The sequence below is a fragment of the Nonomuraea sp. NPDC049624 genome (assembly GCF_040675255.1).
Taxonomy (GTDB): Bacteria; Actinomycetota; Actinomycetes; order Streptosporangiales; family Streptosporangiaceae; genus Nonomuraea.
In genome coordinates, this window is sequence record NZ_JBFAOR010000014.1 from 40849 (window position 1) to 65601 (window position 24753).

The following is a 24753-nucleotide window of genomic DNA, read 5'->3' on the forward strand; positions in this document are numbered from 1 at the left end:
AGGGGAAGGACCGACGAAGGTGTTGAACATTTGCACAAGAAAGTCTTGAACACAAGTACAACTTTGGGTTGAATGTCCGCCATGCCGACCCACTCGCACCCCAAGGGGGAGCAGACCCGTCGCCGCATCCTCGACGCGACTTTGCAGGTGATCGCGGACGCGGGAGTCCGTGCCGTCACCCATCGCAGCGTGGCCAGGCAGGCAGCAGCGGCACCCGGGCTGATCACCTACTACTTCTCCAGCACCGACGCGCTGATCGCGGGCGCCTTGGCCGATGTCGCCACCCAGGAGGCCGCGGCGTTCGCACGGCTGCGCGCCCAGGTGGAGGAGACCGGCGACGACCCGGCCGCACTGGTGGAACTGTTCGTCGCCGAGGTCATGAGCCGTGCGGGCGAACGGAAGGTGGCCACGACCGCCACCCTCGCGCTGACCCTCGAACTGGCAGGACAACACTTCGACCGAAGCGCCTTCGAAGCATGGGAGGCGAGCGGGTTCGCGCTGTGCGACGCCACGGTCCGGGCGCTGGGCGGCGAGCCGGATCCCGACCTGACCCAGTTCCTGTCGTCCACCCTCGACGGCCTGTTCCTGTCCGCCGTCATATCGCCGAACGCTCACTACCTGGAGAGCGCGACGCGGGCGGGCCTGACCCACCTGTTCGACGGACTCAGGATGCGTGAATCCGATCGGCGACCGGCCGGCTCATGACCAGATTCGTCCTGTCGCGCATCGGCATCTTCGTGGCCACCCTCTTCGCGGCGAGCATGGCCGTGTTCGCCAGCATCCTGCTGGCGCCCGGCGACCCCATCGACTTCCTCCTGGGCAACCGGCCGTCCACACCGGCGCAGCGCGCCGCCCTGGCCGAGCAATACCACCTCGACCAGCCCTTCGCCGAGCGCTACGTCTCCTGGCTTCGCGGACTGCTCAGCGGCGACCTCGGCGAGTCCGTTCAGCAGCACGCGCCGGTCTCGGAACTGCTGCGCACCGCCGCTCCGACGACGGCGCTGCTGGTGCTGATGACCTTCCTCATCGTGGTGGCGGCGGGGTTGCTGCTCGGCGGACTGGCCAAACGCCGGTCCCGGCTGGTCGACGACGGCGTCTCGGCCCTGATGAGCGTCAGCATCGCCACCCCGGCGTTCGTCGCCGCGACCGTCCTGATCTCGGTGTTCGCCGTGGGGTTCGGCTGGTTCCCCGTCTTCGGCCAGGGCACGGGATGGGGTGATCGCCTCCATCATCTCGCGCTGCCCGCCGTCGCGCTGTCGGTCGGCTGGTGGCCCGTGGTCGGCTCGGTCGTCCAGACGTCCATCCGCGAGGAGATGGGACGGGAGCACGTCGAGACGGCGTTCGGCCGCGGCCTGCCACGCCGGCACGTGTTCCGCAGGCACGTCCTTCGCAACTCCCTGGTTCCGATCGTGACCGCGGCCGGGCTGTCCCTGGCCGGCATGGTCGTCGGCTCCGCCATCGTCGAGACGGCCTTCCAGCTCAACGGCCTCGGCGGGCTGCTGATCAGCTCGGTGACGCAGAAGGACTTCCCCGTCGCGCAGGCCATCGCGATGGTCCTGCTGGTGATGTTCGCGCTCACCAACCTGCTCGTCGACCTGCTCGCGGCGTTCCTCGACCCACGCGTCCGCTCCCAGTGGAGTCCGTCATGACCTTGCTCGATCAGCTCACCCACCCGGACAGGTCGGGCATGCGGCGGCGTCTTCCGCGCATCGCCGGGCTGGACCTGCCCGGCCACCTCGCCCTCGCGGGCGTCGTCCTGTTCGCCGTCCTGGCGCTCTTCGGGCCGCTGCTCGCCCCGCACGACCCCGACGCGGTCGAACTGTCGCAGGCGTACTGGGGGCCGGACGCAGGTCACTGGCTCGGGTACGACGGACAGGGCCGCGACATCGTCTCCCGGCTCCTCGTCGGCGCCCGATCCAGCTTCCTCGGCCCGCTGTCCATCGTCGTCCTCGCCACCACGCTGGGAATGGCCGTGGCGGTGGTCGCGGCCTGGCGGGGCGGGTGGGTGGACACTGTGCTGGCCGGCGTCCTGGACGCCGCCATGTCCTTCCCCGGGCTGCTGCTCGCCGTCCTCGCCGCCGCCGTGCTCGGAACCGGCCCGCTCGCCCTGGTGATCGCCCTGGCGCTGGCCTACGTGCCCTACGTCGCCCGCGTCGTGCGATCAGCCGCACTGGCCGAGATCGGCAAGGACTACGTCGACGCGCTCACCGCGCAGGGATTCTCCGGGATGGCGATCTGCTCGCGGCATGTCGTCCCCAACGTCCTGCCGATGGTCATGGGCCAGGCCGCGCTCACCCTGGCCTGGGCGACGGTCGACCTGGCCGGGCTGTCCTACCTCGGGCTCGGCGTGCAGCCGCCCTCGGCCGACTGGGGGGTCATGGTGTCGACGGGACAGGCCGGCGTCCTGGCCGGATATCCCGCCGAGTCGATCGCGTCCGGGGTCTGCCTGATCGCCGCGATCTGTTCCTTCTCCCTGGTGGGAAATCGTCTGCTGCGCCGAGCCGAGGAGTTGGCCGCATGACTCTGTTGACGATCCGCGACCTGAACGTCAGTCTCACCGTCGGTGGACGGCGGCGCCTCGTCCTGCGCGACCTCGGCATCGAGGTGGCCGCGGGCGAGACGGTGGCCCTCGTCGGCGAGTCCGGCTCCGGCAAGTCGATGACCGCCCGGTCGATCGCCCGGCTGCTCCCGCGCCGGGCGACGGTGTCGGGCACCATCACGGTCGACGGCCAGGACGTGCTCCGCCTGGACGAGGCGGCCCTGCGCCGCTACCGCGCCACGAAGATCGCGATGATCCACCAGGATCCGCGCGTCCACATGAACCCCGTGCGGACCGTCGGGGACTTCCTGGTGGAGGGCCTGACCACCACCGGCGGGTTCCGCCGTGCCGCCGCCGAGTCCAAGATGGTCAAGCTCCTCGACGAGGTCGGCATCTCCGACGGCCGAAGACGACTGCGCCAGTATCCGCACGAGCTCTCGGGCGGGATGCTGCAACGCATCATGATCGCCGTGGCGCTCGCCGGGGATCCCCAGCTCGTGCTCGCCGACGAGCCGACCACGGCGCTGGACGTGTCGACCCAGTCCGAGGTGACGGCGCTCCTGGACGACCTGCGCCGGGATCGCGGCATGGCGATGTTGTTCATCACCCACGACCTCGAACTCGCAGCCGCCATCAGCGATCGCGTCGCGGTGATGTACGCCGGCGAGATCGTCGAGGTCGGCGCCAGCGATCGGCTGCTGACCGCGCCGCAGCACCCCTACTCCGCCGGTCTGCTGGGCGCTCGCCCCGACCTCGGGCGCGCGCTACCCCGCTTGCGGACCGTACCGGGACGACCGCTGGCGGCTTTCGAGGCTCCGCCAGGTTGTGCCTTCTCCGACCGGTGTGACTTCGCGATCGACCGGTGCACCCAGGAGCATCCGGCGCTTGACATGACTTCCGCGACACCCGCGCGATGCCTGAGACGCGCCGAGATCACGCTCACGACCGTACCGAGCGTCGGCGCCCGGGAACGACCGGCCGCCTCCGGCGAAACCGTGCTCCGGGTCACCGGACTGTCGAAGGACTTCCCCGGCCACCGAGCCGTCGACGACGTCTCCTTCTCACTCGCCTCCGGCGGTTCGCTCGGGATCGTCGGCGAGTCCGGATCAGGGAAGACGACGGTGGCCCGGATGCTGGTCGGGCTGACCACGCCCACCGCCGGGACGATCACGGTCTGCGGCCGCGACCGCTCCTCACCCGCTGCGCGGCTCCGCGAACGCCGGGATCGCGCTCGGGAACTGCAGATCGTGTTCCAGGACCCCTACTCCACGCTCGACCCGCGCCGATCCGCGCAGGCGTGCCTCGACGAGGTGCTGCGCCTCCACCGGCCCGAACTGGATCGGCGCGCACGCGCGGCCAGGATCCGCGAACTCGCCGACATGGTGGGGATCGACGAGCGGCAACAGCAGGCGTTCCCCCGCCGGCTGTCCGGGGGACAGCGACAGCGGATCTCCATCGCCCGAGCGCTGGCGGTGGAGCCCAAGGTGCTGATCCTCGACGAGTCCGTCTCGGCGCTGGACGTGTCGATTCAGGCGCAGATCCTCAACCTGCTCGACGACATCCGGCAGGCCACCGGGGTCAGCTACCTCCTCATCAGCCATGACCTGGCCGTCGTCCGGCAGCTCACCGAGACCTGCGTCGTCATGCGGCAGGGCCGCATCGTCGAGAGCGGGCTCACAGGTGACGTGCTGGACAGCCCCCGACATCCGTACACCCGAGCCCTGCGCGGCAGCGTCCCCACGCCCGGTTGGAAGCCGACGCGCCGTCCTACGAACGCGAGCGCCTGAGCAGCGGTCTCCACGTCACGCCTCGGTGCGCCCGTCGGCACGGTGGCGCGTGGACCACGCCTCGCCTCCGCTCCTTGTCTCTCACGTCATCCGCCTGGCAGAAACCTTGGCGCTCCGGCCAACAGCAGCCGGGAAACCCGCCTCCACAATGACGCGTATCCCCCAGAGAAGGGCGTGCAATGATACGAGCACTCGTCCTGGCCCTCAGCCTCCTGGTGGCCTCCGCCCCGGCCGCCGGGGCGAAGCCCAAGATCGCCGACCCGGTTTCGGCCGCACTGGACACCGCGTTCGCCAGAGCCTCCTCGAAGGTCGGCAACCCCGGCGTCCAGGCAGTCCTGCTGCGCAACGGCGCCCCTGTCTGGTCGGCCGTCTCCGGCAAGGCGATCAACAGCCCGACAACGCCCGTCACCAGCTCGACGATGTTCGCCTACGCCAGCTTCAGCAAGCTGGTGCTGGCCACCTACGCTCTGCACCTGGTCGAAACCGGCACGCTGTCCCTGGACAGCCCGATCTCGACGTACCTCGGCAACGACGTCCCCGGCTCCACCACGGTCACCCTGCGCATGCTGCTCCAGCACACGGCGGGCTACCCGGACATCTACGGCGCCCCCGAGACCGTCGGCCTGTTCCCGCCCGGCGACCGCTACGACCCGAACCGGCCCTACACCTGGTCCATGCTGGCACCGGGGATCCACGCGCCAGTGGCGCCGGGCACGAAGTGGGAGTACTCCAACACCGGATTCGTCATCATCGCCCACCTGCTCAGCAGGGTGTCCGGCGGCGACGCCGCACTGGCGAGCGGCATCCGCGCGTTCGTCCAGCGGACGGGGGCGACCAGCACCGAGTTGACCGCTGAGCGATCCGACAGCGCGTTCCTGCGTTTCGCCCACGGGTACACGGTCGGCAACGGCAAGACCATCGACTACTTCACCCGCTACGGGGCCACCGGCATCCCCACCGACGTGTACGGCATGCCGTTCGGCGACGGGATGTTCGCCGGGACCGCGCTCGGCGCCGCCAAGCTGCTCGACGCGCTGTATGCCAGGAAACGGCTCCTGCTGCCTGCCACAGTCACGCAGATGATCAAGGTGACGCCCCAGTCGGTCCAGGCCGGCGAGCCCTACGGGATGGGCACCCTGGCGACCAGCGTCTCCGGACGTAGCTGGCAGGGGCACTCGGGGCTGTACGGCGGTTTCACCTCCCTGGGCGGCACCGACCTGGCGAGAGGGGTCACCCTCATGGTCGTGACCAACCAGGAAGGCAGGGGAGCCGCCAGGACGATCTGGACGGACCTGGCGAAGGCCTACGCGTCCGCAACCTCCTGACGCACGAAGAGGGCACGGCTCGCGCTGGGTTTGCGATCGTGGTGGCCACATCGCCCACGCGGACGCGGGCGGCCCGCGTCCCGTGGGTCGCCCGTGCTGTCGGCCGGTCAGGAGGTGGGGGCGCAGTCGAGCGTGGTGCCCGGTCTCGGGGTGACGGCGCCGTAGTAGTGGACCTTCTCGCAGGGCGCGGTGTTGCCGGTGACCAGGACGTCGGTGACGGGCGCCGCGTCGGCGCGGATGCCGACGGCGTCGCGGGCGCCGGTGCCGGTCACCTGGTTGCCGGTGATCTCGACCGTGCGCAGCGGCGCGCCCGCGACCGACTTCACGTAGATCCCGCCCTCGCAGTTCTCCACCTGGTTGTCGGTGATGCGGACGTTCTGGGCGTTGACGGTGGCGATGCCGTCGTAGCGGGTGTTGCGTACGAGGTTGTTCTGGATGCGGATGTTCGTGTGCGGGTGGGCGGGGTCGGAGGTGTGGGAGCCGGTGAACTGCCCCCAGCCCGCCTGCGAGCCCGAGATGTCGCAGGTGTTGCCGGTGAGCAGGATGTCGGTGCACGGCGTCAGGTCGCTCGCGCCGCCCCACGTGTTGTCCCCGGCGGGCAGGTCGAGCTGCACCGCCTCGCCGTGCCACAACCCCTGGCCGGGGTCGCGGATCCAGCCCTTGAGCGCGCAGCCGCTGACCGTGCCGCGCCGTACGGCGTTGAGCTCGATGCCGTGCCACCACTTGACGTTCCACATGGTGACGTTCTGGATGAGGACGTCGGAGGCGTGCACGGCGGTGATGCCGTTCATCGCCGGGGCCTCGTCGAGCGCGCCGCGCTGGACGAAGTCCCAGACCGGGTCCCAGCTCCCGCCGGTGATCGCGATGTTCCTCGCTCCGGCGTAGCCTCCGGTGGCCGCGCCGACCGCGTTCAGGACCATCGTGTGCTTCACGCCTTCGGCGGGGAAGCGGGACACGATCCGCGCGGCCGTGGCGTCCAGGTGGGTGTTGCGGTACACGACGAGGGGCTCGGTCAGCAGGTACGTGGCCTTGGGGACCTCGGCGACGTACCGGCCGGCGGCGTCCTTGGCGCCCTTGCCGTCGCGGGCGGCGTCGAGGAGCTTCTGGATCTCCGAGCCGCTGACGTAGCTGGGTAACGAGGTGAACGCCTTGCCGGCGACCAGGGCCGCCGCGCCGCTGAGAAAGGTCCGTCTTCCGATCATGAAGCACTGTGGTCCGGGCCGGGAGACCGTGTCAAGGTCGTGGACGTGCCGTCGGGGAAGCCGATGACGACCTCGCGGGCGGAGACGTCCACGGTGATCGCGTCGCGGAGGGCGGCCGGGTGCACGGCGTCGCCGGAGAGCACGACCAGCGAGACGTGCAGGCCGGGCTTGTCGGCGTGCAGGCACGGGACAGCCGAGTGTGGGCCGAACGCGTTGGACTCCACCTCGCGCGCGACGCTCGCCCGCCGCCAGCCGTGCAGGGCGACGATCGCGGAGGTGAGGCCGTCCGCGCGGCGCGCCATCGCCCATCCGCGCCCGGTCGCCACGGTCGGCGGCACGTCCCCGGCCACGGCGAACCCGCCTTCACGCACACCGCCCTCGCCGCCGCCCTCGCCGCCGCCCTCGCTGCCGGCGATCTCGTGGACGCGGAGCTCCCAGGGGCCGCGGACGACCGAGGTGCTGGTGACGAGTGCGCCGCCTGCGGTCCGATGGGAGGAGGAGGCAGTGGCGTCCGCGCACGTCAGCGGAGTGATCGCGGTACGGCGCGAGGGGGTGCCGTCGGGCGCGACCAGCGCGAGGTGGTTGTCGAGGTCGCGGGCCCAGGCGTGCTCGGCCGCCTCGGGGGCGGTGCGGGTGGAGTAGGCGAGCTTGGCGTAGTGCGGGTCGTCGGGCGGCGCGCCGTGGTCGCTGCCGTGGTTGACCAGGCGGACGATCCCGTCGTGCCGGGTGCCGTGCAGGAGCAGCCCGGCGGCGGGGACGGCCGCGACGACGTCGTGCTCGTCGATGGGCAGCGGCTGCTCGCGCTCGGTCCACACCGGGTGGTCCGGCGGCAGCAGCAGCCCGAGGAACCCCTTCGACGCCCAGTACGGCGACGCGGGCCCCGAGTACGCCTGCGTCACCGGCAGGAACGGCTCGTACCAGCCGAGGGAGAGCAGCCCGTCGGGGCCCGGCACGCCGCGCTCGGCGAAGTGGCGCACCACGGAGGAGGCGAGCTTCCTGGTCTGGCCCGGCGCGAGCGGGGTGGCGCCGGTGAGCGCGCCCAGCCAGACGGGTGCGAGGGCGGCGAAGCGGTAGGCGAGCGAGCGGCCGTGATGGACGGGCGCGCCGTCCGCACCGAAGAAATGCTGATATGTCGTGAGGAATTCGTGCAGGCGGCTCGTGTAGACGCCGGCCCGCTCCGCGTCGCCCGACATGCGCGTCCACAGCAGCGGGTACAGGTGCAGCGCCCAGCCGCAGTAGTAGTCGAAGTTGCGCGAGCCGCCGTCGGTGTACCAGCCGTCGCCGGCGTACCAGTCCTCGATGCGTTCCAGGCCGCGGTCGATCTCCCGCTGCTCGTACGGCCCGCCCACCGACTTCAGGAACTCCTCCGTCACCGTCTGGAACAACATCCAGTTGTTGTCCCAGGTGCGCTTGCCGACGAAGCCGCCGAGCCAGTGGGCGACCCGGTCCCGTACGCCGTCGTCGAGCCGGTCCCACAACCACGGCCGGGTCTCGTGCAGCGCGACCGCGATCGAGGCGGCCTCCACCATCTGCTGCGAGCAGTCGGTCAGCTCGGGCCACGCCTCGCCGCTGCCGGGGTCGGTGCCCGCCGCCAGGCCCCTGGCGTACCGTTCGGCGAGGCCGGGGACGTCGCCCGCCGCGCCCGCCAGGCGGAACGCGGCGAGCAGGAACGTGCGCGCGAACCCCTCCAGCCCGTCGAGCGCCACGCCCGACCAGCTCGCCCGGCCCGGGAGCCGGAGCTGCGCGAAACCGGGCGAGGCGTACGGCGTCACCGCCCCGAGCAGCCGGTCGGCCAGGGCCTCCCAGTGCGCGCGGGTCCAGCCGGTGCGCGAGGAGAGCACGCGGTCGGTCGGCGGCAGCGACAGGTACGGAGGGATCAACGTTCAGCCTTTCCTGCCGACGGCGAGCACGGCGGTGTGGGACCGGCCGCGGGAGCCGGCCAGATCGACGGTGACGGAGGGCCGCTCGCCCGTCGTGACCGAGACGGTGCCGTCGGCCCTGACCAGGGCGTGCGCGGGATGGGAAAGCACGAGCGTCACGGCCGCCACGGTACGCCCGGGGTCGGACACGGCCACGGTCAGCCGTCCCGCCGCCCGCCGGACCAGGACCGCGCAGGGAGCCGAGGCCGACACCCCGCCCGCCTCCCCCGCCGCCCAGAACGTGGCCGCGAACAGCTCGCCGCCGCCCGCCGAGCGTCCGTGCGCGCGCACCGCCTGGACGGTCGCGGTGTTGGCCAGGATCTCGGCGCGGTCGAAGTCGCGCGTCCGGTCGGGCGTGGCGCCCGGGAGCATGATCCAGGCGTAGTCCGCGCCGGACGGGCTGATCCCGTGGTCGAGCCACAGGGTGGTGTAGTCGCAGGTCACGGTGGCGTCCGTGCCCTGCGTGCTCGCGCCGTCGTTGATCGACCGCCAGGTGTCGGCACGGCGCTCGGTGAGCGAGCGCGGCCGGTGGCCGGCCGGGAAGACGTACCCGGCGACGCCTTCGAGGTGCGCCCAGCCGTCGCCGGTGGTGAGCGGGGCGGAGGTGCGCCGGTTCTCCACGACCGTCTCGATCACGCGGCCGTCGGCGCTGGTGATCCCGGCGCCGAGGCAGACGACGGCGTCGTCGAGGCACACCCAGGTCTTGCGGGCGGTGAGCGTGGTCCCCGCGGCGGTCAGGTCGAGCGCGGCGACGCCGAACCCGTCCGCGGTGGCGCCGCCCGCCCAGGCGTTCTTCGGGCGGAACGTGCCGGTGCCGCCGGAGGAGACGGCCGGGTCGCGCGGGCGGGTGTCGACGGTGGTCCCGGCGAGCCGGTGGGAGTCGACCGTGGGCCAGTAGCCGTCGCTGTAGTGGCCGGCGTCGAGGTAGAGGTACGTCGCGCCGTCGCCCTGGTACCAGGCCCGGTAGTTCTCGCCGTTGCCGCACTCGTACATGGCGATCCGCCTGGACGACAGGCTGATCGCGTACGACCAGCCGGGGCGGCGGTGCACGACGCGGTCCATGTCGGCGAACACGTGGTGGCCGCTCGGCCGGGGCGCGGGGGCGACCGCGTCGTCGGCGAGCACGGCGACGGCCCGCGCGGTGGCCGCGACGTCCGCGCCCGCCAGGAACCGGCCGCGCGCGATCCACCCCTTGGCCAGCTCGCGGAACCGCGCCGCGTACGGCTCCCCCGCGCCGGCCGCCAGGCGCAGGATTGCGTCCACGGTGTCGCGGCCCGCGTCGTGGTCCTGGTTGAACTGCCGCGACACCGCCCGGCCGCGCACGCTGTCCATCATCAGCCCGTCGTGGATCCACGGCGCGTACGTGCGCTCCACGGCGTCCAGCACGACCCGTACCGCCGGGTCGTCCACCTGCCAGGCGCTCCCGCCGAGCAGGCCGAGGATCGCGCTCACCGACTGGAGCAGGACGACGCCGTACGAGCCGGTGTAGGCCACGACGTCGTGCTGGACGAACGAGCCGTCGGCGTAGTAGCCGTCGCCGGAGGTGACGTAGCCGAACAGGGTGTGCTTGCCGGCGTCCCGCCGGTCGGACAGGCCGTCGCGGGCGAGCGCGATCTTGTCCGCGCTCTCGCCGACGATGCCGCGCAGGGCGACGATGAGCGCCTTGTCGGCGCGGTTCGCGCCGGTCTCGGCGAAGTTCGTGAGGTTCGTCCGGCGGTCGGGGTTCGGGCAGAAGCGGTCCACGGCGCGGATCCAGGCGGCCCGCCGTCCCGCGTCGACGGCGTCGTGCATGAGCACGCAGGTGTCCATCAGCGCGCGCGGGGCGCCGATCTCCCAGTGCCACCAGTTGCCGGTCTCGCGCTTGCCCTCGTTGTAGGCGCGCTCGTAGAGGAGGTCGAGGCCGCCGATGATCTGCGCGGCCAGGGTCTCGTCGGCGTACAGGGCCGAGCCGCGGCTCGCCCAGGCGGTGGCGAGCGCGCGCAGGCGCTGGTGGCTGGTCGCGATGTCGCCCGACACGCCGGTCAGCGGCAGGTCCGGCCACAGGTGTGTACGTCCGGGAGCCAGGTTCATCGACGCCCGGTACGCCGCGGCGGTCGCGTCCAGGCGGGCCAGCGGCGCGGCGAAGGCCGGGTCGCGGGGGTCGAGGTCGCCGCCCGTGATCAGCTCGGCCGCCCTGGCCCGGAGCCCGGCGAAGTCGGCGGGGCCCGCCGGTGCGTCCGCCCCCGGGGCCGCTGTGCGGCGGATGGTTCCGGCCCGGGCCGGGGTCGCGGCGAGCAGGGGCGCGGCGGCGACGGCGCCGAGGAAGGCGCGGCGGCTGGTCATCGCTCGCTCAGCCGGGTCAGGTCGGCGTCCGGCGCGGGCAGGCCGAGCGCGGCCAGTTCGGCGTACCCGCTGTCCGGGATCGGGAACGCCCACGCGCGCAGGAACCCGGTGAGGTCGCGTCCGGCGGCGCGGCTGAAGTACAGCGCCATCAGCGTGAAGCGCCGCGCCGAGTCCCCCGAGGACGACGGCGGCGCCTCCTCCCTGACCAGCCGGTGCACCCGGGGGTGGAAGTCGTCGCCGAACCCGAGTTCGAGCTGCCGGAACGGCACCAGCTTCTCGAACGCCCCCAGCCCGGCGTAGTCGGCGACCGGCAGCTTGGCCAGCGCCGTCTCGTAGGCGTTGCTGGTCACCAGGTTGGACGGCATGCCGAAGTGCCGCTGCACGGCCAGGCTGTAGATGTTGACCGTGACCTCGGTCAGCTCGCTCGGCCGCCAGGCCATCTGCTGGTGCTGGTGCCCGAGCTCGTGGTAGACGCCCCAGCCGGTGGTCCGCACCTTGTCGGGCAGGAGCAGGCGGGTCGTGGCGTACGCGTCGTAGTAGGCGGTGTAGGCGTGGGTGGCGTACGCGGTGGACTTGGGGCCGTACTCGGGGCGGACGTTGACCAGGTGCCGGCCGAGCGGGGTCGGGGCGTGCGGCGGGGCGGAGCCGTCCAGGCCGGAGATCGCCGCCTCGACGTCCTCGACCTGCTCCAGCAGCGTCATGAGCTGGGCGTGGTCCTGGTCGCGCACCTGGAGGAAGGTCTCGCGCCGGACGGTCACGATCATCTGCGGCGAGACCAGCTCGACGAAGGGCGCCTGGGTGAACGCGTCCACCTGCGCCTGGAAGTCGGCCTCCGTGGTGCCCTCGGGCGCGAACACGGGCGCGGCGAAGGCCGGGCGGCCCTTCCACGTTTCCCGCGTCGCCAGCGCGGGATCGCCGCAGCCGCTGCTCGGAGCCAGCACGTACGTCGGCGCCGGGACGCCCTCCGGCCCGAACCGCACGACCGCGTTGGCCCTGCGGTCACCGGTGAACGACAGGTACACCATGCCGCCGCCCGCGTCGGTGACCGTGTTGACGCCCTCGGTGAGCGGGTGGGCGCGCGGATACCGGTAGGCGGTGTCGGGGTTGGTGTCGGGGGCGCCGACGTGCAGGGTGGGCAGGGGGCCGTCGGGGGCGCGCACCTCCAGGGTGAGGGGGCGTCCGGGCGGCAGGTACAGGCCGGTCGGCACGAACTCGGTCGTCCGGTAGACGGTCTGCATGCGCAGCCGCTCCGCCTCCGCCGCCGGCCGCCCCCGCAGCACCACGGCCCTGCGCGCCCCGGGCACCGCGCCCCGCCGCGCCTCGGCGGCCGCGCCCCGGGGGGCGCCCAACAACGCCGCACCCCCCGCTGCGGCCAGCCCCACGACCACCCCCCTGCGAGAAAGCCCTTCATCGGGGGCCGCCGGGGCGAGGCGGGCGGGCATCCCGTCGAGGGACGCGGGGACGGGACCGGCGCAGGCCCGGTCAAGCGGCGCCGGAGCAGGACGGGCGGAGGTCCCGTCGAGCGAGGCAGGACGGGCAGAGGTCCCGTCAGGGGGTGTGGGGGTGGGGCGGGCAGGGGGCATGGGGGGCTCCTAGTCGGTGAGCGTCGAGGGGTCGGCGGCGGGGGCCGGGAGGCCGAGGGCGGCGACCCGGGCCAGGTACTCGGCGGTCAGCGGCGCGCCCCAGCGGGTCCAGAAGCCCGACAGGTCGGCCCCCGCGATCCGCGAGGTGTAGATCGCGAGGTAGCCCCACCGCTTGGCGGACTCGGTGTAGTCCGAGGCCGGACGTTCCGCGCGGACCAGCCGGTGCAGGCGCGGGTGGAAGTCCTCGCCGAAGGCCAGTTCGAGCTGCCGGAACGGCACGAGCTTCTCGTAGGCCCCCAGCTTCCTGAAGTCGGCCGCGGGCAGCTTGGCCAGCGCGCTCTGGTACGGCGTGAGCCCCGTCCTGGCGTCCGGCTTGGTGAGGTTGGACGGCTGCGCCAGCGTGCGCTGCGCGGCCAGCGCGTAGACGTTGACCGTCACCTCGGTCAGGTCCTCCGGCTTGTAGGCCATCTGCTGGTGCTGGTGCCCGAGCTCGTGGTAGACGCCCCAGCCCCGGGTGCGCAGCCCGTCCACGGCGATGAGCCGGTCGAGGTAGGTGCGGGGGTAGGCGGTCCAGCCGTGGGTGGCGTACGCGCCCGCGCCCGTGGGCATGCGCGGGGCCTCGACGAGGTGGAAGGGCAGCGGGGAACGTTCGGCGGCGGACAGGCCGGAGATCGCGGCGTGCGAGGCGATGATCGTCTCCAGGAGCCGGAGCAGTTCCCCGTGGTCCTGGTCGCGCCAGGCGAGCAGGCCGTCGCGGCTGATCGTGACGATGGCGTGCGGGGAGACCAGCTCGGCCTGCGGGGCGGCGGTCAGCGTGTCGAGCTGGGCCTGGAACCCGGCCTCGGTGCTCTCCCCCAGCGTGAACGTCGGCACGCGCACCCCGCCCGACAGGAACTTGACCCTGGCGCGCTGCCCGTCGCCGGTCAGCGCCAGGTAGACGAGCCCGCCGCCGGGGTCGGTCACGGTGGTGACGCCCTCGGTGAGCGGGTAGGCGCGCGGGTTCTTGTACGCGACGTCGGCGTGGGTGTCGGGCGCGCCGACGTACAGGGTGGGCAGCACCCCGTCGGGGGCGGTCACCTCGACGGCCATCGGGGTGCCGGCGGGCAGGTGGACGCGGGTGGGGTGGAACTCGGTGGTCCTGAGCGCCTGCTGGAGCCGGAGGCGTTCGCCCTCGGCCGCGGGCCTGGCCCTGAGCGTCACGGTGTGCCGCGCCTCCTGGCCGGCCGTGCGGGCCAGGGCCGGGCGGGAGCCGAGCAGGGCCGCGCCCGTCACCGCGCCGGCCGCGCCGAGGGAGGCGCCGAGGAAGGTTCTGCGTGTGAGGGGGGTCATGGCAGGGATTGTGTAAGCGCTTACTATACTGGTCAAGGGCTTACTAGATCTTTCTACGGCTTTCTATCCCTGCTCCACGCGGCAATCCGGAGCCATGATCAGTAAGCGCTTCCTACGACAGTGGCGCGACCGAGGCCCTGACCACGATGCTCGTGCCGACCTTGGCCATCGTCTGCACGGGCGAGAGGTAGTCGTCGTCGTCCCCGACGTCGAGGCCGAGGCGGACGGCCTGGCGGCCCAGCTCCTCCAGCGGGATGCGCACGGTCGTCAGCTGCGGCCGCAGCTCCTGCGCGATCGGCACGTCGTCGTAGCCCACCACCGAGACCGCCTCCGGCACCGGCACGCCCGCAAGCTCCAGCCCCTGCATCGCGCCCGCCGCGACCGTGTCGTTGGCGCAGAACAGCGCCGTGAAGTCGAGCTTGTCGGCCAGCAGCGCGCGGATCCGGTCATAGCCGAACCTGCGGTTGAGCTGCCCGAGGTGGATCAGGCCCTTGTCGTAGGGCAGGCCGCGGAAGGCGAGCGCGCGGCGGTGCCCGGCGAGCCGCGCGACGGTCGTGGACAGGCTCGGCGGCCCGCCCAGGAAGACGATCTTCCGGTGCCCCTGCGTGATGAGGTGGTCGGTGATCGCGAAGGCGCCGCCCTCGTTGTCGTACTCGACGACCCGGGTCGGCACGTCGTCGCCGAGCGACGGCCGGCCGCACAGCACCAGCGTGGAGCCGCTGGCGTGCAGCGCGCGGGCCCGGCGGGCGACCTGGGCGGCGTAGGCGCGGTCCTCGTAGGCGCCGCCGACCAGGATGACGGCGTCGGCCCGCTGCTCGTGCAGCAGGTCGATGAGCGCGAGCTCCTTCTCGTGGCTGCCGTGGGTGCAGCAGACCATGCACAGGCGGCCGTGCCTGGTGGCCTCGCGCTCGACGCCCCGGGCGATGTAGGCGTAGAAGGGGTCGATCACGTCGTTGATGATGATCCCGACGGTCCTGTTGGTGGCTCCGGCCAGGGCACGGGCGTGGGCGTTGGCGACGTAGCCCAGCTCGGCGATGGCCCGCTCGACCCGCTGGCGCGTGACGGCCGAGACCGGGTAGTTGCCGTTGATCACCCGGGACACGGTCGCGCTGGAGACGCCCGCGTGCTTCGCCACGTCGGCCATCGTCGCCAGGCTCGGCTCGGTCACCGGCACCTCCTCGCTGTCGATCATGCCATTCGGTCGAGCTCGCCGCGATCGATCTCGTGCAGCAGCGGCAGCCCGGCGGCGTAACGGGCGATCTCCCCGAGCGTCGACTCGGCCAGCCTGCCGAGCTCGTTGCCCTGCGCGCCCGCCAGATGGGGGGTCACGAACGCGTTGGGCAGGTCGAACAGCGGATGGCCGGGCGGGAGCGGCTCGGGGTCGCTGACGTCAAGTATCGCGTCGAGCCGGCCGCTGCGTACCTCCTTGACCAGCGCGTCCGTGTCGACCAGGCCGCCGCGGGCGGTGTTGACGACGACGGCGCCGTCGCGGAGCATCGACAGCCGCCTGGCGTCGAGCATGCGGCGGGTCTCGCGGGTCTCGGGGGCGTGCAGGCTGACCACGTGCGACCGCCTGACCAGGGTGTCGAGGTCGACGGCCGTGCCGCCGAGCTCGGCGATCCCGGCGGGGTCGGCGTACGGGTCGTAGACCAGCACGTCCGCGTCGAGGCCGCCGAGCAGTTCCATGACGCGCCGGCCGATCCTGGACAGCCCGACCAGGCCGACCGTGATGCCGCGGGCGCCGAGCCAGGGCAGGCCGGAGAAGTCGCGCCGGGTGCCGCGCTCGCGGTAGCGGCGGGCCAGGGTGAAGGCCCGCTTGGCGCCGAAGACGATGGCGGCGAAGGTGAACTCGGCGACGGGCACCGCGTTGGCGTCGGCCGCGCTGCAGACCCGGACGCCGCGTTCGAGGACGGCCGGGTCGAGGAAGGTCTTGACCGTGCCGGCCGCGTGCGCGACGAGACGCAGGCCGGGGGCGTGTTCGAGCAGCCCGGCGTCGATCTTCGGGCAGCCCCAGCCGGTCACCAGGACCTCCGCCGCGGCCAGCGCGCGCAGGGCGTCCGGCGATCCGACCTCGTGCAGCACCTGGTCGTGGAGCTCGGTCAGCTCGCCGAGGCGGCGCAGGGCCGGGGGCCCGAACACCTCCTCGCGCACCCCGGGCGCCATCGCCAGCACGGCGCGCGGTCTCGGCCGGGTGTGCGGAGATCTCACCGGCGCCTCTTGTCTGCCCACGTCCATCTCCCGATAGTAAGCGCGTTCTACGCACTGCTGCGGCACGCTAGGGCGTCACCTGCGTAAAGGTCAAGAAGCCCGACTCAGAAAGGGACGACTTCCGGCCAGGGTCTTGACGAAGCATGAAAGCGCTTACTAGCTTCCTCGCCAACCGGAAGGACCCAGCGCATGACCGCTACCCTCGACGCCCCCCGTGCCGGGACAGCGTCGTCGTCCGGCGAGAGGCCGCGCAGGCTCTCGCTGTGGCGGCGCCTCCGGCGCGACCGGGTGATGCTCCTGCTGACGCTGCCCGGGCTGATCTATTTCCTGGTCTTCCACTACGGGCCGCTGTTCGGCTACGTGGTCGCGTTCAAGGACTACCAGCCCTACATCGGCTTCATCGACAGCGCCTGGGTGGGGCTGCGGAACTTCGCCGCCGTCTTCGGCGACCCCGGCGTCTGGAACGCCCTCGGCAACACCCTGAAGATCACCCTCACCCAGCTCGCGCTCTTCTTCCCCGCGCCGATCGCCCTCGCCCTGCTGCTCAACAGCGTGGTCAGCGACAGGGTGCGCAGGTTCGTGCAGAGCGTGGTCTACCTGCCGCACTTCATCGGCTGGGTGATCATCGTCTCGGTGTTCCAGCAGATCCTCGGCGGCGCGGGCGCGCTGCCGAACTTCCTGCAGAGCGCCGGCCTGCCGCGCTACGACATGATGACCGACCCCGACGTCTTCCCGCTGCTGGTGACGTTGCAGGTGATCTGGAAGGACGCCGGCTGGGCGACGATCATCTTCCTCGCCGCCCTGCTCGCCATCAACCAGGACCTGTACGAGGCCGCCGCCATGGACGGCGCGGGCCGCTGGCGCCGCCTGTGGCACGTCACGCTGCCCGGCATCACGCCGATCATCGTCCTGCTGCTGATACTCAACCTCGGCAGCATCCTGTCCGTCGGCTTCGAGCAGATCCTGCTCCAGCGCGACAACGTCGGCCCCGAGGCGGGCGAGGTGCTGGACACGTTCGTCTACTTCAACGGCGTCAAGGACGGCCAGTGGGGGCCCGCGGCCGCGGTCGGCCTGGTCAAGACCGTCGTCGGCACCGCGATGGTGCTCGGCGCGAACAAGGTGGCCCACCTGTTCGGCCACGAGGGGGTGTACCGCGGTGGCGACAAGTAGCCGGCCGGCCTGGATGGAGCGGCCCTCCACGCCCGGCCTGATCCTCAAGGGCGCGATCCTCACGACGGTCGTCCTGCTGGTGGCCTACCCCTTCGTCGGCGTCATCGGCACCAGCCTGTCGGCCGAGTCCGACATCGCGCGGGCGGGCGGGTTCGTGCTGGTCCCGTCCGCGCCGAGCCTGGCGGCGTACTCGACGATCTTCAGCGGCGGGGTGGTGACGCGGGCGCTGCTGGTCAGCGTGCTGGTGACGGCCGCCGGCACGCTCGCCAGCATGCTCGCCACCATCGGCATGGCGTACGGGCTGAGCCGCCGCGAGGTGACCGGCTCGCGCTGGATCCTGATGGTGGCCCTGCTGACCATGCTCTTCAACCCGGGCCTAATCGCCAACTTCCTGCTGGTCAAGCAGGTCGGCCTGATCGACTCGTTCGGCGCGCTGATCCTGCCGAGCCTGGTGAGCGCGTTCAACCTGGTCGTGCTGCGCTCGTTCTTCATGGGGCTGCCGCGCGAGCTGCTGGAGAGCGCCCGCATCGACGGCGCGGGCGACTTCGGCATCCTGGTCAGGATCGTGCTGCCGCTGTCGAAGGCGGTGCTCGCGGTGATCTCGCTGTTCTACGCCGTCGGCTACTGGAACGCCTTCTTCAACGCCCTGCTCTACCTCGACGACTCCGACAAGTTCCCGCTCCCGCTGATCCTGCGCACGTTCGTCCTGCAGGGCCGTTCGATGGAGACCGTGACGGCCGCCGAGGCGCCGGCGCCCGTGCAGGCGGTCCAGATGGCCGTGCTCGTGGTGGCGATCGTGCCGATCCTGCTCGTCTACCCCTTCCTGCAGCGCTACTTCACCAAGGGCGTGCTCACCGGCGCCGTCAAAGGCTGACCCCCCAACCCCCCAAGGAAGATCCCATGAGAGAAAGCGTCTCGCGCCGAGGATTCCTGCGGCTCGGCGCCGCCACGGCGGCGGGTGTCGTCGCCTCCTCCGCCCTGGCGGCCTGCGGCGGCGGGTCCGCCGCGCCCGCCGCCAAGGCCCAGGGGCTGACCATCAAGCTGCCGACGTACACGCCGCTCGCCGGCACGCTCACCCCCGACCTGCCGGGCAGCCCCACGGGCGTTCCCGAGGGCTACTTCACCTATCCGGACAAGCTGTTCAGGGCCGTCGCCAAGCCGCCCATGTCGGGCGGGACCGTGAAGATCGCGGTGCAGACGTTCCTGCCGCCGCCGCCCGGCCGCGCGCAGAACCCGGCGTGGCAGGAGGTGGAGAAGCGGCTCGGCGGGACGGCCGACGTGCAGGCGGTCTCCTCCGACGACTGGCCGACGAAGTTCAACACGATGGTCGCGGGCGGCACGTTGCCCGACATGTTCACCTACATCCAGTCGCAGGGGGTGAACAACCTGCCCGCGTTCGCGGCCAGCCAGTGCACCGACCTGACGGCGCTGCTCGGCGGGGACGCCGTCAAGCAGTACCCGAACCTGGCGGCGATCCCGCAGGTGTTCTGGAAGCAGGGCATCGTCGGCGGCAAGCTGTACGGCATCCCCATCCCGCGCAACATGGTCGGCGGCCTCGGCTTCTACCGGGCCGACATGTTCGCGAAGGCGGGCGTCACCGACCTGTCGCAGATCTCCGACATGGACCGCCTGTTCGAGCTGCTCAAGGAGGTGACCAGGCCCAAGGACAACCAGTGGGGCGTGCTCACCATGGTCGGCGGCGTGTACGGCCTGTCGATCTTCTCGCAGCTGTTCGGCGCCCCCAACGCCTGGCGGCTGGAGAACGGCAAGCTGGTCCACGCCATCGAGACCGAGGAGTACAGGGCGGCCGTCGAGTACGTCCGCAGGCTCCGCGAGGCGGGCGTCGTCTACCCCGGCTCGGAGGGCTTCGACGGCCTCAAGCGCAAGAACGAGTTCAACTCCGGCCACGCCGCGATGGTCTACGACGGCCTGCCCGCCTACCTCGGGCCCACCGGCTACCTGCAGACGTCCAAGAAGATCGACCCGGCGGCCGATCCGCGGCCGCTCACGCCGGTCGGCCCGAAGGCCAAGGCGTTCCTCAACAACATCGTCGTCTCGATCACCATGCTGAAGAAGAGCGACGAGCAGCGGGCCAAGGAGCTGCTGCGGGTGGCCGACTTCTTCGCCTCGCCGTTCGGCAGCGAGGAGTACACGCTGCTCAACTACGGCCTGGAGGGCACCGACCACACGCGCGACGCCAAGGGCGCGCCGGTGCTGACCGAGCAGGGCGGGCGGGACACCGCCGTGCCGTGGAAGTTCGTCGCCGCGCCGACGCAGGCGCTGTTCGACTCCTCCTCGAAGGAGGCCGTGAAGATCATGCACGACGCGATCGGCAAGATGATCGCCGTGGGCGTGGAGGACCCGACGGTCGGGTTGTACTCCCCCGCCAACGAGAACAAGTACGAGTCGCTGTACACCATGCGCACCGACCGCGTGACCTCCATCGTGGCCGGGCGAGCGCCGCTGAGCGACCTGGACAAGCTGGTCAAGGACTGGCGGGCGCAGGGCGGCGACCAGGCGCGCGCCGAGTTCCAGGAAGCGATCGAGCAGTCTCCGAAGGCGGGCTGACCATGAAGCGGACCGTCCTCGCTCTCGTCGCGGCCGCGCTGCTCGGCACCGCCGCCGCCGTACCCCCGTCCCCGGGCTCGCCCGGCCTCGGCGACCCGCTCTTCCCGACGCTCGGCAACGGCGGCTACGACGTGCGCCACTACGACGTCTCCTTCGACTTCACCCCGGTCACCTACGACTTCTCCGGCGTCGTACGGTTCACCGCGAAGGCCACCCAGGCCCTGTCGTCCTTCAACCTCGACACCGACGGGCACGTGATCGACGCCGTCACGGTCGACGGCCGGCCCGCCGCCTGGGCGCTGTCCGCCGGGCAGAGCGGCCAGGAGCTGACCGTCACGCCCGCCGAGCCGCTGCGCGAGCACGTCCCGTTCGAGGCCGAGGTGCGCTTCCACGGCAACGGCAAGGCGCCGCGCGCGGGCCTGACCGGCTGGCGCTTCGGCCCCGACGGCGGGTTCGCCGCCGCCGCGCAGTCCAGCAGGGCCGACACGTTCTTCCCGGTCAACGACCACCCGTCGGACAAGGCCACCTGGACCTTCCGCGTCACCGCCCCCGAGGGGTACGTCGCCACCGCCAACGGCGTCCTGACCGGCCGCGACGGCGGCACCTGGACGTTCGAGGAGCGCGAGCCGATGGCCTCGGAGCTGATCGGCCTCGCCGTGGTCAAGGGCACGTACGTGTACGGCACCGGCCCGCACGCGCTGCCGCTGCGGCACGTCGTCCCGCAGGGCCAGGAGGCCAGGTACGCGCCGATCGCCGCCGAGACCGGCGCCCAGATCGCCTGGGCGGAGGCCAGGTTCGGCCGGTTCCCGTTCTCCACGTACGGGGTGCACATCTACCCGGGGTACACCGACGCGCTGGAGAACCAGACGCTGTCGCTGTTCGGCACCGGGTGGTTCGACCGGCCCGCGTACTCCAACACGATGGTGCACGAGCTCGTCCACCAGTGGTTCGGCGACTCGGTGACCCCGGCCACCTGGCAGGACGCCTGGCTGAACGAGGGCCCGGCCGTCTACTACGCGGCCGTGTGGGCGCAGGAGCACGGCGGCCAGCCGCTGGCCGACAGGATGCGCGGCGTGTACGCCAAGCTCGACGAGGTGCGCGCCAAGGACGGCCCGCCCGGCAGGCCGAAGGGCCTGGGCGGCTACAACATCTACGACGGCGGCGCCCTCGTCCTGTACGCCCTGCGCACCGAGGTCGGCGAGGAGACGTTCGACCGGATCATGCGCCGGTGGGTGCAGCGCAACAAGGACGGCAACGCCTCCACCGAGGACTTCATCGCCCACGCCGCCGCCACCGCCCACCGTCCCGCCCTGGACGGATTCCTGCGCGCCTGGCTCTACGGACCTCAGAACCCCCCGCTGGAGGGAATGTGAACGCCGCGATCGCCCTCGCCCTGGCCCTCTCCCTGACCCCCGCGACGCCCTCCGCGACCGGCCCGGCCCCGAAGGTCTTCCACGTCGCCCCGGACGGCCGGTCCGCGGCCTGCAACCAGGTCAACCCGTGCTCCCTGGAGACCGCGCGGGACAAGGTCCGCGCGGCCCTGGCCGGCGGCATGGACCGCGACGTCGAGGTCCGCCTGGCCGGCGGCGTCTACCGGATGGCCGCGCCGCTCGTCCTGGACCGGCGCGACTCCGGCCCCGAGGGGCACACGGTGACCTGGACCGCCGCCCCCGGCGCCCGTCCGGTGCTGTCCGGCGGCGTGCCGATCACCGGGTGGCGGCAGGAGGGACGCCTTCAGGTCGCGCCCGTTCCCGAGGGCCTCTCGCCGCGGCAGCTCTTCGTCGGCGGCGTACGCGCGATCCGCGCCCGCGGCGGGTCGTGCCCGGCCTCGACCTGCGACGCGACCAAGACGGGCATGACCGGCGCGGTGAAGAGCGGGGTCGCGGGCTGGGCCCACCCGGCGAACGCCGAGGCGGTCATCAAGGTCAGGTGGCGGAACTACCGCTGCCGCATCGACCGCGTGGACGGCGACGTGATCACCTTCGTCCAGCCGTGCTGGACGAACTCCGCGAGCGGCACCGGCCGCACCGGGCCCGCGTGGGACTCGACGACGGTCGACTCCTCCCGGTACTCCAAGGTGTCCTTCTTCGAGAACGCCGCCGAGCTGCTCGACGAGCCGGGCGAGTTCGTCTTCGACCGGACCGCCCGTACCGTCTCCTACCTGCCCCGGCCGGGCGAGCGGCTGGACGACGTGATCGCGCCCGCCACCGAGACGCTGCTGCGCCTGGAGGGCGCGAGCCGGGTCAGGATCGCCGGGCTGGGCTTCGAGCACGCCGCCTACCTGCAGCCGGACACCGACGAGGGGTACGCGGGCACGCAGGGCGGCCTCACCCTGACCGGCGCGACCGGCCCCGAGGACCACGCCGGCCGCTTCTACACCAAGCCGGCCGCGGCACTCGTCGTGCGCGGCGGCCGGGACGTGACCGTCGACGCAGCCGCGTTCGCGCACCTCGGCGGCGCCGGCGTGATCCTGGAGGGCGGCGCCAAGGACTCGACGGTCACCGGCTCGACGTTCACCGACCTGTCGTCGGGCGCGGTCTACGTCGGCGACACCGAGCCCAACCCTCCGGCCGAGCTGCGCGGCGAGCGCAACACGGTGGCCCGCAACACCATCACCTGGACCGGCCGCGAGTTCACCGACGCGGTGGGCGTCTGGGCGGGCTACGAGTCCGGGTTGCGCGTGGACCACAACACGCTGGAGAAGCTGCCGTACTCGGGCGTGTCGGTCGGGTGGGGCTGGAACCAGCCGGTGGCCCAGAACCCGGACATGCGCGACAACCGGATCACCGGCAACAGGATCGTGGACGCCATGATGGTCGCCGAGGACCAGCACGACGGCGGCGCGATCTACACCCAGGGCCCGCAGCCCGGCACGGTGATCTCCGGCAACTACCTCAACCGGTCGGCGTACGGCAACACCGAGCGCGACGGCAACGGCGTCTACCTCGACGAGCAGAGCTCCCACATCACGGTCGAAGGCAACGTGATCACCCGCGTCGGCTACAAGTGGATCTCCAACTGGGCCGGGTACGGCATCGACAACCTCGCCACCGGCAACTGGACCGACACCACCGCGCCGGAGCTGTCCGGCCGCGGCTCGCGGCAGGCGGACAACCACACCGCCCTGGAACGGCTGCCCGACGCGGCGCTCGCCGTCGCCGCGGCGGCGGGCGCGCGCCCCGGCCCGGTCGAGCAGCTCGAACCCGACCTGGCCAGGACGGGCACCGCGACCCAGTCCGCCACCGAGGGCGCCGCGGCGGCCGCGAACGCTCTCGACGGCTCCACGGTGACCGACACCAGGACGACGTCCGCGCCCGGCTCCTGGTGGCAGGTCGACCTGGGCGGCCAGCACCGGATCGGCACCGTGGAGATCTGGAACGACGCGTCCATGACCACGGCCGACGCCGAGCTGCTGGTCTCGGCCACCCCCGACTTCGCGCAGGCCACGCGGGTGCCGCTGCCGGGCCGGGCGCTGCGCCCGTCCGTGGTCGCGGTGGACGCCGAGGGCCGGTACGTGCGGATCCAGCGGACCGGCACCGGCAGGATCGGTCTGTCGGCCGTGATGGTGCACCCATGAGCTGGTTCACGCAGGCCCGGTTCGGCCTGTTCGTCCACTGGGGCATCTACGCGGCGGCCGCCCGCCACGAGTGGGTGCAGTCCTACGAGAAGATGGACGACGAGCGCTACCGCCGCTACTTCGACCACTTCGACCCCGACCTCTACGACCCGGCCGCCTGGGCCGACGAGGCCGTCAACGCCGGGATGAAGTACCTGGTCGTCACGAGCAAGCACCACGACGGCTTCTGCCTGTGGGACTCCGCGCTGACCGATTTCAAGGCCCGGCGCGACCTGCTCGCCCCCATGCTCGACGCCTTCAGGGAGCGCGGCCTGCGCACCGGCCTGTACTACTCCCTGCTCGACTGGCACCACCCCGACTTCCCCAACGACCTCTACCACCCCCGCCGGGAGGAGGACCTCGGCGAACGCGACATCACGAAATACGCCGACTACCTGCACGGCCAGGTCCGCGAGCTGCTGACCCGCTACGGCCGCATCGACACGATGTGGTTCGACTTCTCCTACGCCGGGCGCGGGTTCGGCGCCAAGGGCCCCGACGAGTGGCGTTCGGCCGAGCTGGAGCGGATGGTCCGCGAGCTGCAGCCGGGCATCCTCGTCAACAACCGGCTCGGGCTCGGCGGCGGCGACTTCACCACGCCCGAGCAGGTCATGCCGCCCGGCGGCGTGCCCGGCCACCGGCCGTGGGAGGCGTGCCAGACGCTCAACGGCAGCTGGGGCTACCACCGCGACAACCAGGACTGGAAGCCGGTCGAACTGCTGGTCAAGATGCTGGTCGACACCGTGTCCAAGGGCGGCAACATGCTGCTGAACGTCGGCCCGAACGCCCGGGGCGAGTTCGAGCCGCGGGCCCTGGAACGGCTGCGCGGGATCGGCGCATGGATGCGCCTGCACGCCCGCTCCATCCACGGGGCGGGGCCCGCGGAGTTCGAGGCCCCGCCCGACTGCCGCTACACCCGGCGCGGCGACCGGCTCTACCTGCACCTGCTGTCGTGGCCGATGCAGCACGTGCACCTGCCCGGCCTCGGCGGCCGGGTGGCCTACGCCCAGTTCCTGCACGACGCCTCGGAGGTGCCGTTCGTCGAGATCGACCCGAAGGAGCCGTTCCACCACTACCTGCGCGGCCTGCCGGAGGACACCCTGACCCTGCGGCTGCCGATCACCCGCCCCGACGTGACGATCCCGGTCGTCGAGCTGTTCCTGCGGCCCGGGTGACATGCGTCCA

General features: G+C 72.2%; 18 protein-coding genes. 11 read left to right on the top strand and 7 right to left on the bottom strand.

Annotated elements, in window-relative coordinates:
* The first annotated feature begins 72 nt into the window (after window positions 1-72).
* The 5 genes from AB0J76_RS41910 to AB0J76_RS41930 all read left to right on the top strand — a co-directional run bounded on the left by AB0J76_RS41910 (window position 73) and on the right by AB0J76_RS41930 (window position 5651).
* Complete coding sequence (locus AB0J76_RS41910; protein WP_352326470.1) at window positions 73-705, top strand: TetR family transcriptional regulator; 633 nt, start codon at window positions 73-75, stop codon at window positions 703-705.
* Window positions 702-1649, top strand: coding sequence for an ABC transporter permease (locus AB0J76_RS41915; protein WP_352326471.1), 948 nt, complete (start codon window positions 702-704; stop codon window positions 1647-1649). Before AB0J76_RS41910 ends, AB0J76_RS41915 begins: the two co-directional genes overlap by 4 nt.
* Window positions 1646-2521, top strand: a complete 876-nt coding sequence (locus tag AB0J76_RS41920) for an ABC transporter permease (protein WP_352326472.1) — start codon at window positions 1646-1648, stop codon at window positions 2519-2521. The genes AB0J76_RS41915 and AB0J76_RS41920 overlap by 4 nt, the downstream gene beginning before the upstream one ends.
* Complete coding sequence (locus tag AB0J76_RS41925; protein WP_352326474.1) at window positions 2518-4326, top strand: ABC transporter ATP-binding protein; 1809 nt, start codon at window positions 2518-2520, stop codon at window positions 4324-4326. The genes AB0J76_RS41920 and AB0J76_RS41925 overlap by 4 nt, the downstream gene beginning before the upstream one ends.
* A gap of 179 nt (window positions 4327-4505) precedes the next feature.
* Window positions 4506-5651: a serine hydrolase domain-containing protein gene (locus AB0J76_RS41930; RefSeq protein WP_352326475.1), complete on the top strand. Its 1146-nt coding sequence runs from the start codon at window positions 4506-4508 to the stop codon at window positions 5649-5651.
* 107 nt (window positions 5652-5758) lie between these two features.
* Here AB0J76_RS41930 and AB0J76_RS41935 read toward each other — a convergent pair whose 3' ends face one another.
* The 7 genes from AB0J76_RS41935 to AB0J76_RS41965 form a co-directional block, all read right to left on the bottom strand.
* Entirely contained in the window at window positions 5759-6853 is a 1095-nt protein-coding gene (locus tag AB0J76_RS41935; RefSeq protein ID WP_352326477.1) for a right-handed parallel beta-helix repeat-containing protein, read from the bottom strand.
* Window positions 6850-8733 carry a DUF2264 domain-containing protein gene (locus AB0J76_RS41940; protein ID WP_352326478.1) on the bottom strand — a complete coding sequence of 628 codons (1884 nt, stop codon included), beginning with the start codon at window positions 8731-8733 and terminating at the stop codon, window positions 6850-6852. The genes AB0J76_RS41935 and AB0J76_RS41940 overlap by 4 nt, the downstream gene beginning before the upstream one ends.
* Before the next feature lie 3 nt (window positions 8734-8736).
* On the bottom strand, window positions 8737-11094 hold the full coding sequence (locus AB0J76_RS41945; protein ID WP_352326480.1) for a polysaccharide lyase 8 family protein: 2358 nt from the start codon (window positions 11092-11094) through the stop codon (window positions 8737-8739).
* Window positions 11091-12446 (bottom strand): M60 family metallopeptidase, encoded by a 1356-nt coding sequence (locus tag AB0J76_RS41950; protein ID WP_364393009.1) that lies wholly within the window; start codon window positions 12444-12446, stop codon window positions 11091-11093. The genes AB0J76_RS41945 and AB0J76_RS41950 overlap by 4 nt, the downstream gene beginning before the upstream one ends.
* A gap of 240 nt (window positions 12447-12686) precedes the next feature.
* On the bottom strand, window positions 12687-14006 hold the full coding sequence (locus tag AB0J76_RS41955; RefSeq protein WP_364393012.1) for a M60 family metallopeptidase: 1320 nt from the start codon (window positions 14004-14006) through the stop codon (window positions 12687-12689).
* A 112-nt stretch (window positions 14007-14118) separates the two neighbouring features.
* Complete coding sequence (locus AB0J76_RS41960; protein WP_352323976.1) at window positions 14119-15198, bottom strand: LacI family DNA-binding transcriptional regulator; 1080 nt, start codon at window positions 15196-15198, stop codon at window positions 14119-14121.
* On the bottom strand, window positions 15195-16214 hold the full coding sequence (locus AB0J76_RS41965) for a hydroxyacid dehydrogenase (protein WP_352323977.1): 1020 nt from the start codon (window positions 16212-16214) through the stop codon (window positions 15195-15197). Before AB0J76_RS41965 ends, AB0J76_RS41960 begins: the two co-directional genes overlap by 4 nt.
* A 189-nt stretch (window positions 16215-16403) precedes the next feature.
* Between AB0J76_RS41965 and AB0J76_RS41970 the strand changes: the two genes are divergently transcribed.
* Genes AB0J76_RS41970 through AB0J76_RS41995 form a run of 6 tightly spaced genes read left to right on the top strand, consistent with a single transcriptional unit; the run spans window position 16404 to window position 24743 of the window.
* Window positions 16404-17384 (top strand): ABC transporter permease subunit, encoded by a 981-nt coding sequence (locus AB0J76_RS41970; RefSeq protein WP_352323978.1) that lies wholly within the window; start codon window positions 16404-16406, stop codon window positions 17382-17384.
* The gene (locus AB0J76_RS41975) at window positions 17371-18258 is read left to right on the top strand and encodes a carbohydrate ABC transporter permease (RefSeq protein ID WP_352323979.1); all 888 of its coding nucleotides are present in this window, start codon (window positions 17371-17373) and stop codon (window positions 18256-18258) included. Before AB0J76_RS41970 ends, AB0J76_RS41975 begins: the two co-directional genes overlap by 14 nt.
* Window positions 18259-18284: 26 nt before the next feature.
* On the top strand, window positions 18285-19952 hold the full coding sequence (locus tag AB0J76_RS41980) for an extracellular solute-binding protein (RefSeq protein ID WP_352323980.1): 1668 nt from the start codon (window positions 18285-18287) through the stop codon (window positions 19950-19952).
* Window positions 19953-19954: 2 nt separating this feature from the next.
* Window positions 19955-21325, top strand: a complete 1371-nt coding sequence (locus tag AB0J76_RS41985; protein WP_352323981.1) for a M1 family metallopeptidase — start codon at window positions 19955-19957, stop codon at window positions 21323-21325.
* On the top strand, window positions 21322-23529 hold the full coding sequence (locus AB0J76_RS41990) for a right-handed parallel beta-helix repeat-containing protein (RefSeq protein WP_352323982.1): 2208 nt from the start codon (window positions 21322-21324) through the stop codon (window positions 23527-23529). Before AB0J76_RS41985 ends, AB0J76_RS41990 begins: the two co-directional genes overlap by 4 nt.
* Window positions 23526-24743 (top strand): alpha-L-fucosidase, encoded by a 1218-nt coding sequence (locus tag AB0J76_RS41995; RefSeq protein ID WP_352323984.1) that lies wholly within the window; start codon window positions 23526-23528, stop codon window positions 24741-24743. The genes AB0J76_RS41990 and AB0J76_RS41995 overlap by 4 nt, the downstream gene beginning before the upstream one ends.
* Window positions 24744-24753 lie beyond the last annotated feature (10 nt).